The sequence below is a fragment of the Acinetobacter calcoaceticus DSM 30006 = CIP 81.8 genome (assembly GCF_000368965.1).
GTDB lineage: Bacteria > Pseudomonadota > Gammaproteobacteria > Pseudomonadales > Moraxellaceae > Acinetobacter > Acinetobacter calcoaceticus.
The window spans coordinates 87,413-101,028 of the sequence record NZ_KB849784.1 but is presented as its reverse complement, the minus strand read 5'-3'; the positions used below and the strand labels follow the sequence as shown (position 1 = coordinate 101,028).

The window sequence follows — 13,616 nt, the reverse complement described above, 5'->3', positions numbered from 1 at the left end:
TTTACATTCAAAATAGGGAAGATGGGTTAATTGAGTAAAAGTTATTCAATCACGCGAGGAACAAGATACAAACCATCTTGAGTTGCTGGTGCAACTGCTTGGTACTCATCTCGATGATTGCTTTCAGTTACCACATCAGCACGTAAAGGTTGAGGATTATCAAAAGGACTCTTTAAAGGTTCTACGCCTTCAGTATCAATGCCTTTTAAGGTTTCCATCATGCCTAAAATTTTATTTAGACTTTGAGCATATTCAGCAGATTGCGTATCATTGAGCGACAATCGAGCAAGATTGGCGATTGCTGAAACTGTTTGTGCATTTAAATCTGCTGAATGCTGTGCATCCGATGTAGACATAACATCACCTAATCAGTATTAAAAATTTTCAAAATATCGTGCGTTATAATAAGCGATTGACTTGTTCAAATCATCACATTTAGTTTAAAGTTGCCACCTTGCATCCACATGAAAGTTTAACTGAGAACGAACCGTGATTCTAAAACGACTAATTGGCTTGTTTTCGCCGGATCTAGCCATTGATTTAGGTACAGCAAATACACTTATTTATGCACCAGGCCGCGGCATTATATTAAATGAACCAACAGTTGTGGCAATTCGTCACAGTGGTTCACAAAAAATTGTTGCTGCAGTAGGGCTGGACGCGAAACAAATGTTAGGCCGTACACCTGCGAATATTTCTGCAATTCGTCCAATGAAAGACGGTGTAATTGCGGATTTTGAAGTGACTGAAACCATGTTAAATCAGTTTATTGGTAAAGTTCACGAAAAACGTTTGTTCCCACCTGCACCTCGTGTGGTTGTATGTGTACCATGTAAATCAACTTTGGTCGAGCGTCGTGCGATTCGTGAAGCAGTATTTAATGCTGGTGCACGTGATGTTCGTTTGATTGAAGAGCCTATGGCTGCTGCAATTGGCGCAGGTATGCCAGTTGAACAAGCGTGTGGTTCTATGGTTGTGGATGTTGGTGGTGGTACAACAGAAATTGCAATTATTTCATTGCAAGGTTGTGTCTATGCTGACTCTTTACGCATCGGTGGTGATGTTTTTGATGAGCAAATTATCAATTATGTTCGTAAAGCTCATGGTTGCGTGATTGGTGAAACCACAGCAGAAATTATTAAAAAAGAAGTAGGTATGGCTGTTTCTGATGGCACAACATTAGAAATCGAAGTACGTGGGCGTAACCTTGCAGAAGGTGTACCTCGTGCGATTACTGTAACTTCTGACGAAATTACTCAAGCAATCTCTGATCCGTTACAAAACATTGTAAGCGCAGTAAAATCAGCACTTGAGCAAACTCCTCCAGAGCTTTCTTCTGATATTGCCGAGCGCGGTATTGTGTTGACAGGCGGTGGTGCGTTACTTCGTAACCTCGATAAATTATTAGCTCAAGAAACTGGTTTACCAGTTATGGTTGCTGAAGATCCTCTTACTTGTGTTACCCGTGGTGGTGGTAAAGTATTGGAATTCTTTGACAATCCGAACCATGACATGCTTTTTGTTGGTTAAGTTTAAGGATTAGGCGGTGCAACCGAATATTTTTTCAAGACAGCCGCCATCTTTCCGCTCGTTCGTTATTGCGGTCATTACATGCTTGGTTGTGCTATTTTTTGATTGGCGCATGCCGTATGTGATTCAGCCAGCAAGGGATGTCTTGTACGCTGCATATAATCCAATTTATGCATTGGCCAGTTATCCAGTACTGTCGAGAGAATGGCTGAATCAACAAACAAAATCTGAAGCACAACTGCGTCGTGAAAATACTGCGATGCAGGCTGAGCTTTTACAAGCTCAAGTCCGCTTACAGAAGCTTTCTGAACTATCTGCTGAAAACACCCGTTTGCGAGGTCTTCTTGATACTCCATTAATTATTGATGGACGTATGGAGATTGCAGAAGTGATCGGGACAGATGCAGACCCATTACGTCATATCATCATTGTTAACCGTGGCTCTATGGACCATTTAAAAGTCGGTCAAACGGTTCTGGATGATAAGGGGATTATGGGGCAGATCATTAATGTATATCCTCATAGCTCACGTGTAATGTTGTTATCAGATAAAGAACATTCACTTTCGGTACGTCTTGAACGCACTGGAATGCGGGCGATTGTTTCTGGTACAGGTGATTTGGGCCGTTTGAAAATGGAATATGTGCCGACTAGTGCGAATATTCAAGTGGGCGATAAAGTGTTTAGCTCAGGTTTGGGCGAACATTTCCCAGCAGGGTACGCAGTAGGTACGGTTGCCAAAATCAAACGTCATAACTCAGGTGAGTTTGCGGAAATTGATGTAACACCAGCAGCGCAATTAGCAACAGGACACCATGTAGTTGTACTTTTTTCGGATTCATTAGCAAAGGAGCAGCCATATGCCAATCGCTAAACTGAAACGAGAAAAGCGCAAAGATCCATTATGGGGGATTATTATCTCCGTTATCGTGGGTTCTGTGCTCATGGTTTACCCGCTGTCCTACGATATTTCAGGTTGGCGCCCATTATTCATGTTGATGATTATGCTGTTTTGGGTGGTATGTCAGCCAACGTGGTGTGGGGTCTGGTTTGCATTTGGAATGGGGATTTTTACAGACTTATTGCTTGATGCACCTTTGGGCCTCAATGCCCTAAGTTTTGTAATTATGACTTTTCTTACCCGTTTTTTAATTCGTGAACGTCGTATCTTAACCTTTGGTAATTTATGGACGATTGCAACTCTGGTCATTATTGCTCATTTAGCGTTTATGTGGGTAACCCAGACCATGGGTGGAATTCATTTTTCGATTGCTAGACACTGGCAACCATTAATGACAAGTATTATTACTTGGCCAATCGTCTATTATTGTTTGGCAAAATGGCGAATATAGTTTTAGCATCTAGCTCTCCTCGTCGGAAGGAGTTATTGCAACAACTGGGTTTGGATTTTGAAATCTATAGCCCTGATATTGACGAATCTGTTCATGAGAATGAACTCGTTCATCAGTATGTTGAACGTTTAGCTAGAGAAAAAGCGCAAGCTGTATTAAAACTTTTTCCAGAAGCAATTGTTATTGCTGCCGATACAAGTCTAGGGCTGGATGGCCAAATAATTGGTAAGCCTGAATCAAAAAGCCATGCTTTTGAAATATGGAAACAATTATCTGGGCGTTGGCATGACGTGTTTTCTGGAATATGTGTTGCTACTCAACAACAAATGTTGAGTCAGGTTGTACAGACACAAGTTGAGTTCCAACATCTGACTACGCAAGATATGGAAGATTATTGGACCACAGGAGAGCCTGTTGGGAAGGCCGGTGGATATGCAATTCAAGGGATTGCTTCTCAATATATTCCCCAAATTCAAGGAAGTTATAGTAATGTGGTAGGACTTCCTTTATACGAATTTGCACAGTTATTAAAAAGAGTAAAGACATAAGGGATTGTTATCATTCTTAATTGAATAGCATTGTCGATGAACACTAGACAAAGTTAAAGTTAACAGCTTCTCTGACTCTTTAATAAAAATTTTATAATGCTTTGAGTTTATGTATGTCAGAAGAATTACTTATTAATGTCACGCCTATGGAGTGTCGGGTGGCATTAATCGAAAATGGAACTGTTAATGAGCTGTATGTCGAGCGTACAGTCAAGCGCGGTCTAGTCGGCAATATTTACAAGGGTAAAGTCGTGCGAGTGCTTCCGGGCATGCAAGCTGCTTTTGTTGATATCGGTTTATCCCGAACAGCCTTTTTACATATTAATGATATGGTTTGGCCTCGTTCACAGCCCACCCCAAACGTTTTTGAACTCTTACATCCCGGTCAAACCCTGACCGTTCAAGTCATGAAAGATATGTTAGGAACGAAAGGGGCACGTCTGAGTACAGATCTCTCAATTCCTTCTCGCTATCTGGTTCTCATGCCATATGGTAACCATATTGGCGTATCGCAGCGTATTGAGTCCGAAGAAGAGCGAGAGCGACTACGTAATATTATTGAAAGTATTCAATCTGAACATAATCTGCCGGGTAGCGTGATTGTACGTACAGCTGCCGAAGGTGTGGATGAGGCAGAAATTGCACGGGATATGTGCTACCTCAGTAAATTATGGGAGTACATCCAACGTAAGCAGATTGATGTTGCTGTTCCTTCTTTAATCTTTGAAGAGCTTCCATTACCTCAGCGCATTATTCGAGATTTAGCTAGCGAAGAGACTGCAAAGATCTATGTCGATTCGAGAGAAATTCATGCCAAGCTTCTTGAGTTTGTTGAAGAATTTGTTCCAAATATGCAGAGTCGACTCATTCATTATCCGGGTGAGCGACCGCTATTTGATCTCTATAACGTCGAAGAAGACATCCAGAAAGCCCTTCAAACACGTGTTGCTTTGAAATCGGGTGGTTATCTGATGATTGACCAGACTGAAGCCATGACGACAATTGACGTTAATACTGGCTCATATGTTGGCGGTCGTAGTCTTGAAGACACCGTTTTTAAAACCAATATGGAAGCCACTCAAGTCATTGCACGTCAACTTAGACTGCGTAATTTGGGTGGTATTCTCATTATTGATTTTATTGACATGCAAGAGGCAACTCACCGTGAAGAGGTGATGCGTCAGTTTGAAAAAATGCTTGAGCGTGATCACGCCAAGACCAAAATCACTCAGGTATCAGAACTTGGTCTGGTCGAAATGACTCGTAAACGAACACGGGAATCGTTAGAACATTTGCTGTGTGAGTCGTGTCCAACGTGCCAAGGACGTGGTTTTGTCAAAACAGCAGAGACAGTGTGTTACGAAATATTTCGTGAGATATTACGATATACCCGCGCATTTGAGTCAACGAGTGGCTTTACTGTTGTTGCTCACCCTTCTGTGATTGACCGATTATTAACAGCAGAAGCGCCCGCAGTGGCTGATTTAGAGCATTTTATTAACCGTGTCATTAAATTTCAGGTCGAAAATTTATATACGCAAGAGCAATACGATATCATTTTAAGCTAAAGTTGTAACAAGATATCGCTTAATCCTTGTTACAACTGAAATTTTACTTTCATTCATGAATTTTAAATACTACTTACATACAGTAGCCCTAGACGTTCTCCCTACTTAACGTCTTAGCAAACAATAAGAGGTATAACCCATGAATGTAAGTGAAAACTTAATTAGCAACGGTCTTAAACATGTTTTAGAAAGCACGCCAGTAAATAGCTGCTATATGTTGAATGACCAAGGTAAAGAAGTACCGATCACAACTGCAATGATTCGTTCAGTATGTCATCAGTTGCTTAACCAGTGCCGCACAATCAAAAAATAAGGGGCCAATTCAAAGCCCCTTAACTTTTCTAACTTGCTGAATGATGTTTCAGCTGCTTCTCTGCAATAATTTCTTCAAAACGTTGAATCTCATCTTCTAAATGAGTCAAAAGATTTTGCATTTTTGGCAAAGCATTTCGACAAGCCGTTAATCCAACTTCAAGCTTATCTAAATAACTGGTCATGGTAATATTTAAAGCTTGTCCATCCATGACAATCGAAGCAGGGTAGAGAGCGTCTAATTTCGCGCCATTCCAATAAAGTGGCTCACGTGGCCCTGGTACATTGGAAATCACTAAATTGAACGCTTGTCGCTTAGGGAGCATTCCTGACATGATGTTTAATCCTGCCGGACCATAAACAACCGCGCTATAGTTTAGAATCTCATTAGCAGTCATACGGCTAAAGCGTTGCTTTGAGTTTTGCATGCTGCGACGAATAATTTCTAGACGTTCTAATGGTTGGTCTTTATGAGTCCCTAAATTTGCTAGAATCATAGTAATCCGGTTACTCATATCAGAATCATCTGTGCGTAATGAAGCTGGAACCATGGCAATAAGTGGCTTTTTAGGTAAGCTATTTTGACTAATCAAATATTCACGTAAAGCACCAGAACATACTGCCAGTACAACATCGTTAATCGTTACGCCTAATGCTTTTGAAATTTTTCTAAGGCGGCTTAATTCAAAGGATTGTGCAGCAAAACGACGTGAAGCACTTACTCTTTGGTTCAAAATCGAAACTGGCGCCTGAAAGGTAGAAACATAATCAGGATTTTTGCCCATTTCTTTAAATATAGTCTGAGATAACTCTTGCATTACTTTAGGAGCTATATCGAGTTGAGACTTAATGCCTCCTAAAATACTCTTAATTGTACTTGTACTTGGAGTAGGCACTTTTAGGCGTTTAGTTCTTTTGCTCTCAACACACCATAAAGGAACCACGTGTTTCTCTTCAGATGTCTTTGAAAGTGATTTCTCGATCAAACGCATACCCGCAACGCCATCAACCATTGCATGATGGATTTTAAAATACATGGCAAAACGGTTGCCTTCGATTCCTTCAATAATGTCACAGGTCCAAAGCGGCTTGGCACGATCAATTAATGAGCTGTGTTGTTGCGAGATATAAACCAGAAGTTCACGAATGCGCCCAGGATGAGGCAGAGCAATGTGGCGAAAGTGATGATCGATATCGAATTCTTCATCCTCATCCCAAAATAGACCATTTAAACGGTTATTGAAGGGCGGAATAGGAATGCTTTTTGAGCGTTTAATATCTTCTACTAAATCATGTACAAAGGTTTCAGGTGCATTTTCAGGAATTTCAAATAAAAATAATCCACCGACATGCATGGGTTGCTGTCTTTTTTCAAGTGACAGAAAAATGAAATCAATTGGGTGTAATGGACGCATAAATCATTGTGCCTCATGCATTTTTCTAAGAAGCCCTTATCTGAGCTCTTATTAGAATTATAGAACCGTAAAATTAAGTATATAGCGTTTAGAGTAGAGAAAATATGACTTTGTGTACGTAACATGACATAAAAAAAACCACTGATTTGCCAGTGGTTTTTTGATATCAAATTACTTTTTCATGTTACCTGCGTGTAATCCGCACTCTTTTTGAGTGGCTTCTTCCCACCACCAGCGTCCTTCACGCTCATGTTGGTTCGGTAATACAGCTCGTGTACATGGTTCACAGCCAATAGAAACAAAACCACGTTCGTGGAGAGGATTATATGGAATTTCCATCATACGGATGTAACTCCATACTTCGGCACTTGTCCAATTCGCTAGAGGATTATATTTAATAAGTTGCTTATCTGGACCAGAAAAACCCGCATCAGCTTGTACCACGGGAATTTCTGTGCGTGTACCAGGACTTTGGTCTTTACGTTGACCAGTAATCCAGCCATCTAAAGTTGCAAGTTTTTTACGCAAAGGCTGAACTTTTCGAATACCACAACATTCCTGATGCCCATCTGTAAAAAAGCTGAATAAACCTTTTTCGTTTACCATGTTTTGAACAGCTTCAGATTCAGGAAAGCAGATTTCGATATTAATATTGTAGTGTTTACGGACAGTTTCAATAAATTGATAAGTTTCAGCATGGAGTCGGCCCGTGTCGAGACTAAAGACACGGAAAGGCTTACCCAAACGTGAAGCAATATCAATTAAGACAACGTCTTCTGCTCCCGAAAAAGAAATCGCAATTTCACCTTGTTGGCTTAAGGCAAGTTCTAAAATTTCCCGAGGGCTTTTGGTTGCATATTCAGCAGCAAGAGCATCTACGATATCAATAGTCGGAATAACGGTCATGTGTGTTCCTGGCAAAAGGCTTGGGCGCATTGAGTTATGAAAAATATTCTAAAGGATAGTTGATAAACTGCTTAGCACTTTAATTTCGATCCTTATGAATAAAATTGATTTGATCAATAACAACGCAAAACTGAAAATCTTAATGGTATGATACAGCAATTTTTAACCAACGTTGGAAGCATTCATGGAAATCGTATGCCTAGATCTTGAAGGGGTTTTAGTTCCTGAAATCTGGATCAATTTCGCTAAAAAAACAGGGATTAAAGAACTCGAGGCTACAACTCGTGATATTCCGGATTATGATGTTTTAATGACTCAGCGTCTTAATATTTTAAAACAACACGGTCTAGGCTTAAATGACATTCAAGAAGTCATTGCAGAGATGGGGCCACTACCAGGTGCAAAAGAATTTGTTGAATGGGTGAGTACTCATTTTCAACTCGTGATCCTGTCAGATACTTTCTATGAGTTTGCGCATCCTTTAATGAAGCAATTAGGATGGCCAACAATTTTCTGTCATAAATTAGAGACAGATGAAGAAGGAATGATTACGGCTTATAAGCTACGTCAACCTGATCAAAAACGTGAGTCGGTTAAGGCACTACATGGTTTAAATTTTCGTGTAATCGCTGCTGGTGATTCTTATAATGATACAACGATGCTGGGCGAAGCTGACCACGGTTTCTTGTTTGATGCACCTGCAAACGTAATTGCTGAGTTCCCGCAATTCCCTGCAATTCACGGCTATGACGCATTAAAAGAAGCAATACGTTCAGTTTCAAAGCGTAGTATTCCAGCTTAAATGGCAAGAATATAAAAAGGCGCTTTAAGCGCCTTTTTATATGAATAGTTTTGAAACTTAGAATTTATAACCAAGTTTTAAACCATAAGCGATTGCATTGTTGTCAGAGAACTCTGCAAGATATTGGTCGCTACCAGCTTGTGCACCAGTTTGAGCTTTAGCATCACCTAACCAGAAGTATTTTACGCCACCAGCAATAAAGGTTTGTGGAGTAGGGCTATATTGAAGGCCTAAACCTACGTTCCAGTAACCTTCAGTTGGGCCTAAAGTTGTGATTGGGTCACCAGCACCAGAGTCCCAACCTACAGAAACGTTACCAGCCCATTTGTCGTTAAGTTTGCGACCAACACCTGTAGTCACTGTCCATTGGTCATCTGCATAGCTAACTAAATCGAAACCATTTGGACGGTTGACAATAGGCCCTACAACTTTTGATAGTTGTCCAAATTTGTATGGTTGAACAGAGAAATCTTTCCAGTTCACCCAACGTACGTTGGCAAAGGCAACAGTGTCAGCCATGATCCCTGTTTGGAAATCAAAGTTAACTGATTGAGGTGTGGTAATTGTGGTGTCTGCTGAGCTATTTTTAATTGCCTCACCAGCAGCAGCTTGCCCTAATAGTGAAAGAGCAGGAAGAGTAGGTAAGTTTTCACGGATATTGACATCATGGTCAACTTCAGAACGATACGTTAAAGAGGCTTTTAATGCAATTTCAGGAATTTGATAAGCAAAACCTGCTAACCAACCCACGCCGCCAGTTTCTTTGATGTCTGCATCATAGCCGTTGTAGATACTATAAGCTTGTCCACGGAGGCTAATGTTTCCTTTAATTGTTTGATACACACCACCCGCATAGAGGTTCCAGTTTTTATTAGGTTGAAAACCAAAAACCATAGCAAGGTTTTGAGTATCAACTTCAACTTTGGTACCACCTTTGCCAAGTAAACCATTAATTTCATTTATTCCAGCATCTACTCTTGCTGCGACGCCTTGTTTTACACCCGCATCGATAGCAGCTTTAGTAGCTGCATCATTATTATAAGCATTTAAAGTAGCAGCAAATTGTGCTTGACCTGCTGGAGTAGACAAGTTTACTCCTTGGGCTTGCAGAGCGGCACCGACACGTTGATTGGCAGTTAAACCATTAAATGTATTATCAATAGTACTAGCACGGATAGACTCTAATGCTGCTGGTGCTAAAATTGTGTTAGAAGAGTCTGACACAAATACATTTTTCCCAGAATATTCTGCATCTGCGCCAAATGGCTGATCGTACAGTAAACCAAATGAGAATTTATCGTTAATTTGTAGTTTTAATGCTGCATTAGGGAAATAATAATCCTCACCCATATCGGCAATATCACGGCGAGTTGCGCTTGATCCTGCTTCTTTACCCGATACATCTGGGTCTAGAGCAGTGATACCAGCTTCAAAGTAGTTTCCTGGCTGCAAAAATGCAGACATTGATTGTCCAGAGCGATCCAATGCTGCTGCAAAAACCCCAGTTGCAGGCAGCGTTGCTAAAATCATTGCAGTGCTCAGATGTTTTAATTTCATTTTAATCTTTCCTTGAACTTCAAGACATTTTTTTAAAAGTAACAGAGTTAAACCGTTTAAACTGTGTTGCCTTCAAAGCTTCTAATTACAACTTATAAAAGCTTTGATAACTCCATGTAACAAAAATAGCATAATTACCATAAGAGTAAATCTGTTATATGAACTGAAGAGTACTCACTTTTTATACAAATAGTGTCAATAATGGATGAAATATGAAGGAATATTTTCATTGGTAAATTATTTTAATTGATTGATATTTATATTTTTTGCCTATTATTAATGAGGTTTGTTTTAGTGACATTTTTGTCATAAATCCAAGAAAAATGGTCAAAGATTTTTTTGTAAAAATATGAATTAATTAATTATGAAATGAGTATTAGTTGTCATTTTTACTTGATAAGTCTAGTTTCTCTACATCTGTATATTATTGATTCGGTTTTATATTCTTAATTTTATAAAAAAGTTTCCCCTTTATTTTTTACCATTTGATCTATTTTTTGAGCGAATTTAGACTTTCTATTTGAGAGGTTTAGCAAGAGAATAATCGAAAATAATAAGCTAGATTCGATTATTCATTTTTTAGAGCTAAAACACAGCGTTAGAGTGGGTATAACTTTTCATCAAATTGTTCAAGCTTAGGAAATTTTAGTGGCTCAAGTTGGTCTAGATGAGTGAGATAAGTCACGTAGTCTTCGAGGAGAGTTTCTCTGGCCTCTTGGCTAATGTAGGGGACATGGTAGGCAGTGAATGGTGGTAGAACTTCAAAACCAGCATATGCCAAGGTACCGCGTTGAATGGGTGATAGATAATGTTCGATTGGCCCGTGAATAGCATTTTCTCCAAACATATGTGTTCTACCGCCTAGTGTTAAACAAAGCATGGCTTTTTTACCAGTCATTCCGCCGTGGTTATAAAAGCGTTTACCACCGTAAAAGAGCCCTGAAACAAATACACGATCAATCCAGCCTTTTAAAATTGCTGGTACAGAGGTCCAGTAAAGTGGGAAATTTAAAATGACTAAATCAGCTTTTTTTACCTTTTCAATTTCTGCCTGAATATCCGGAGCTAGAAGTTGATTTTTACTGGCATTTCTTTGCTCTAATGCATAGTTAAAATAATCAGGTTGGTTGAGTTCTAAAAAATCTTCTTTTGATGCAATTGGATTAAATTGCATTGCATATAAGTCTGAAACCTCTACTCGGTGGCCCAGTTTTTCAAAGGTTTGTTTAGCTGTACTTTTTAATGCGGTCGTAAAAGATAATGGTTCTGGATGAGCATGGACAATCAAGATATTCATAGGGGAGACCTGTATTTTTTTGGAAATTGTGCTGTCTAGTGCAATTAAGCGGATTTTGTTTTGAATGACTATGCATCAATTTAAAAGAATGGCATAGTTCATGAACTGACAGTTTTTACCATTTCGCGCCATTTATTTTGCTCAATGGGTTACTCATGAATCCAGAATTACCCGGAACTTATATTAACTTAATTGTCGAGACTGTTAAGCGGTGGGGTGTCTCTTGTGAGCAGCTTTTAGATGGAAGCGGCATAACAGTAGATCAATTAAAAAAACCATATTGGTATGTAGAATTTAATCATCTAAATCAGCTCATTGAGCGGGCCATCGAGTTGTGCAAAGAGCCTGCATTAGCGGGGTATTTGGCTTTAGAAATGACTGCTTCATGTTATGGTTCAGTCGGAATGGCTGCCATAGTTTCTCCAAATTTAGGAGAAGCACTGAAAATTCTTGAACAGTTCATTGGGTCACGTTGTGAGGTTTTTAAACCAGAATTAAAACAAAAAAATAATTATGCATATTGGTTCATTCATCAGCCTGTAAAGGAATTTCAGTTGAGTCCAAATGCCAACATTTTTTTATTGGTAGGCTTTGTTCAAATTGCAAAAAAATTAACAGGCTTATCCAATTTAGGGAAAGTTGAATTACAAATGCCGGAACCGATAGGTTTTGCTCAAATAAGTAGTCAATTGGCAGTCACTTGTTTATTTAATCAAAAACGCAACAGTTGGATATTTTCAAAAGACTATTTAGCGCAGCCTGTATTAACGGCAGACCCAATGTTGGCGCCTTTAGTAAATGCACAATGCAAACGAGATATAGAAAAATTAAAGTTACACAGTGGCTGGAAAGGGCAAGTTAAACAAGTTGCTGAAAAATTGCTTATGAATGGGCAGGGTGAGACAGTCAAATTAGGGCAAGTGGCTCAAGTTATGAATATTTCAGAACGAACTTTGCAACGATATTTAGCCACTGAAAATACAAGTTTTACCATCTTGGTTGACTCACTTAAAAAGCAACATGCTCAGAAACTTTTAGCTCAAAATAACATGTCGATTGAAAAAGTAGCTTTAACTTTAGGTTATGCCGAGACTTCTCATTTTACTCGTGCGTTTAAACGTTGGATGGGAGTCACACCCAAATATTTTCAGACCCACAGCAAAATGGATGAATTGAGTTCACATTTGGGTTAGAGAGGCCACTGATTTAATTGCATGGCCTCTAAATCTGATTCGAGAGCCCTAAGCCGTTCGTTCTGGCTTAGATGAAAGCAAGTGAATCACTTCAAAATAGCTAGGTGGTACTGGAACATGTCCGCGGTCTCTCAATAGACGATGCATGCGTGGCAGTTTGAAGTAGGGTACCGAAGCCATTAAATGGTGTTCCATGTGGTAATTGACGTGAATAGGGGCCACAAAGCTTCTAGCAATCCAACCTGCACGTGTTGTACGGGTATTTGTTAAGGCTGTAAGACTCGTTTGCATACCTGCATGCTCCGCCATTGAGCGAATTCTTAAAAATAATGGAAATGGAGTCAAATAAGCTAAAGGCCATAACCAATAAAAACGTTGCTGACCAAATGCCTTTAAAACACCATAAAGAGCTGCGTTGGTTGCAATGGCTCCACTACTGTTTTTTGCAAGACTTTTGGCATAATCAACAAAATGTTTATTGCTGCGGTCTAACCAAACCTGATCATTTGCAACGGTCCATTTCATTAAATCGAGATCCATTAACACTCGACCAAAGCTAAACTTTAATCCAGTCATACCTGTTAAGTCCCGTAAGAATTTACGAGTAAGAGATTTTTTACTTACAGGAAAACCAGAAACTAAAGAAAGGTCTGGGTCATCTGGAGTAGAGGTTTTTGCATGATGACGAACATGATGTACGCGATATTTTTGTAAATCATTCCAGATTGGGCGGGCGCATAGCCATTCGCCTACAAAGTCATTTATTTTTTTATTTTTAAATAAGCTTTTATGTGATGCGTCATGCATCAAAATAGCTAGACATAATTGGCGACCAGCTAAGATGGCGAGTGCGAGTATACAGGCAAGTAATTTGCCCCAGCTAGGTAAGTAATCCCACATCATAATTAAGCTAGCAAATGTTCCCCCAATAACCGCCCATGTACTTGCAACAGCCCAAGCGCCGTATGCATCCGAAGGCTCCGTCAGTTCTTGTATTTCTTCTCTGCTAAATAGATCGGTCACACTCACCTGTGTATTCATTTTTATTCTCCCAAATCAGATTTTGGTATTCATATTTTATATTACTAATATAATCATAAAATTCTAAAAGTTGTAATATTTGTTTGTAAAAAAAT

Annotated in this window: 14 protein-coding genes; 8 read left to right on the top strand and 6 right to left on the bottom strand. The window is 39.4% G+C overall.

From position 1 onward, the window contains the following. Positions 1 to 41: 41 nt before the first annotated feature. Positions 42 to 356: an Asp-tRNA(Asn)/Glu-tRNA(Gln) amidotransferase subunit GatC gene (gatC, locus tag F936_RS17725; RefSeq protein WP_000107699.1), complete on the bottom strand. Its 315-nt coding sequence runs from the start codon at positions 354 to 356 to the stop codon at positions 42 to 44. 133 nt (positions 357 to 489) lie between these two features. On the opposite strand from gatC, the gene F936_RS17720 reads away from it, so the two are divergent. The 6 genes from F936_RS17720 to F936_RS19125 all read left to right on the top strand — a co-directional run bounded on the left by F936_RS17720 (position 490) and on the right by F936_RS19125 (position 5,311). Then, entirely contained in the window at positions 490 to 1,530 is a 1,041-nt protein-coding gene (locus F936_RS17720; RefSeq protein ID WP_003655325.1) for a rod shape-determining protein, read from the top strand. Between the two features lie 16 nt (positions 1,531 to 1,546). Next, positions 1,547 to 2,404 (top strand): rod shape-determining protein MreC, encoded by an 858-nt coding sequence (gene mreC, locus F936_RS17715; RefSeq protein ID WP_003655326.1) that lies wholly within the window; start codon positions 1,547 to 1,549, stop codon positions 2,402 to 2,404. Next, positions 2,391 to 2,882, top strand: a complete 492-nt coding sequence (gene mreD, locus F936_RS17710; protein ID WP_003655328.1) for a rod shape-determining protein MreD — start codon at positions 2,391 to 2,393, stop codon at positions 2,880 to 2,882. Before mreC ends, mreD begins: the two co-directional genes overlap by 14 nt. Further along, a complete protein-coding gene (locus F936_RS17705; RefSeq protein ID WP_005049963.1) occupies positions 2,870 to 3,430 on the top strand; it encodes a Maf-like protein in 561 nt (186 codons plus the stop codon). The genes mreD and F936_RS17705 overlap by 13 nt, the downstream gene beginning before the upstream one ends. A 113-nt stretch (positions 3,431 to 3,543) precedes the next feature. Then, positions 3,544 to 4,998, top strand: coding sequence for a ribonuclease G (gene rng / locus F936_RS17700; protein WP_005036381.1), 1,455 nt, complete (start codon positions 3,544 to 3,546; stop codon positions 4,996 to 4,998). A gap of 139 nt (positions 4,999 to 5,137) precedes the next feature. Then, positions 5,138 to 5,311, top strand: a complete 174-nt coding sequence (locus F936_RS19125; protein ID WP_002116397.1) for a PA1571 family protein — start codon at positions 5,138 to 5,140, stop codon at positions 5,309 to 5,311. Positions 5,312 to 5,339: 28 nt separating this feature from the next. On the opposite strand, the gene F936_RS17695 is transcribed toward F936_RS19125, so the two are convergent. Together F936_RS17695 and F936_RS17690 are read right to left on the bottom strand one after the other, a co-directional pair. Continuing rightward, positions 5,340 to 6,725, bottom strand: coding sequence for a WS/DGAT/MGAT family O-acyltransferase (locus F936_RS17695; protein WP_003655334.1), 1,386 nt, complete (start codon positions 6,723 to 6,725; stop codon positions 5,340 to 5,342). 171 nt (positions 6,726 to 6,896) lie between these two features. Next, positions 6,897 to 7,631, bottom strand: a complete 735-nt coding sequence (locus F936_RS17690; protein ID WP_004639063.1) for a phosphoadenylyl-sulfate reductase — start codon at positions 7,629 to 7,631, stop codon at positions 6,897 to 6,899. 184 nt (positions 7,632 to 7,815) lie between these two features. Between F936_RS17690 and thrH the strand changes: the two genes are divergently transcribed. Further along, entirely contained in the window at positions 7,816 to 8,433 is a 618-nt protein-coding gene (gene thrH / locus F936_RS17685; RefSeq protein WP_003655338.1) for a bifunctional phosphoserine phosphatase/homoserine phosphotransferase ThrH, read from the top strand. A gap of 57 nt (positions 8,434 to 8,490) precedes the next feature. Here the strand turns inward: thrH and F936_RS17680 are convergent, their stop codons facing one another. Continuing rightward, positions 8,491 to 9,990, bottom strand: coding sequence for an outer membrane protein transport protein (locus F936_RS17680; RefSeq protein ID WP_005049959.1), 1,500 nt, complete (start codon positions 9,988 to 9,990; stop codon positions 8,491 to 8,493). Positions 9,991 to 10,588: 598 nt separating this feature from the next. Then, on the bottom strand, positions 10,589 to 11,287 hold the full coding sequence (locus F936_RS17675) for an NAD(P)H-dependent oxidoreductase (RefSeq protein ID WP_005049958.1): 699 nt from the start codon (positions 11,285 to 11,287) through the stop codon (positions 10,589 to 10,591). A gap of 155 nt (positions 11,288 to 11,442) precedes the next feature. Between F936_RS17675 and F936_RS17670 the strand changes: the two genes are divergently transcribed. Beyond that, positions 11,443 to 12,480 carry an AraC family transcriptional regulator gene (locus tag F936_RS17670; protein ID WP_005049956.1) on the top strand — a complete coding sequence of 346 codons (1,038 nt, stop codon included), beginning with the start codon at positions 11,443 to 11,445 and terminating at the stop codon, positions 12,478 to 12,480. Positions 12,481 to 12,528: 48 nt separating this feature from the next. Here F936_RS17670 and F936_RS17665 read toward each other — a convergent pair whose 3' ends face one another. Beyond that, the gene (locus F936_RS17665) at positions 12,529 to 13,521 is read right to left on the bottom strand and encodes a fatty acid desaturase family protein (protein ID WP_005049953.1); all 993 of its coding nucleotides are present in this window, start codon (positions 13,519 to 13,521) and stop codon (positions 12,529 to 12,531) included. Positions 13,522 to 13,616 lie beyond the last annotated feature (95 nt).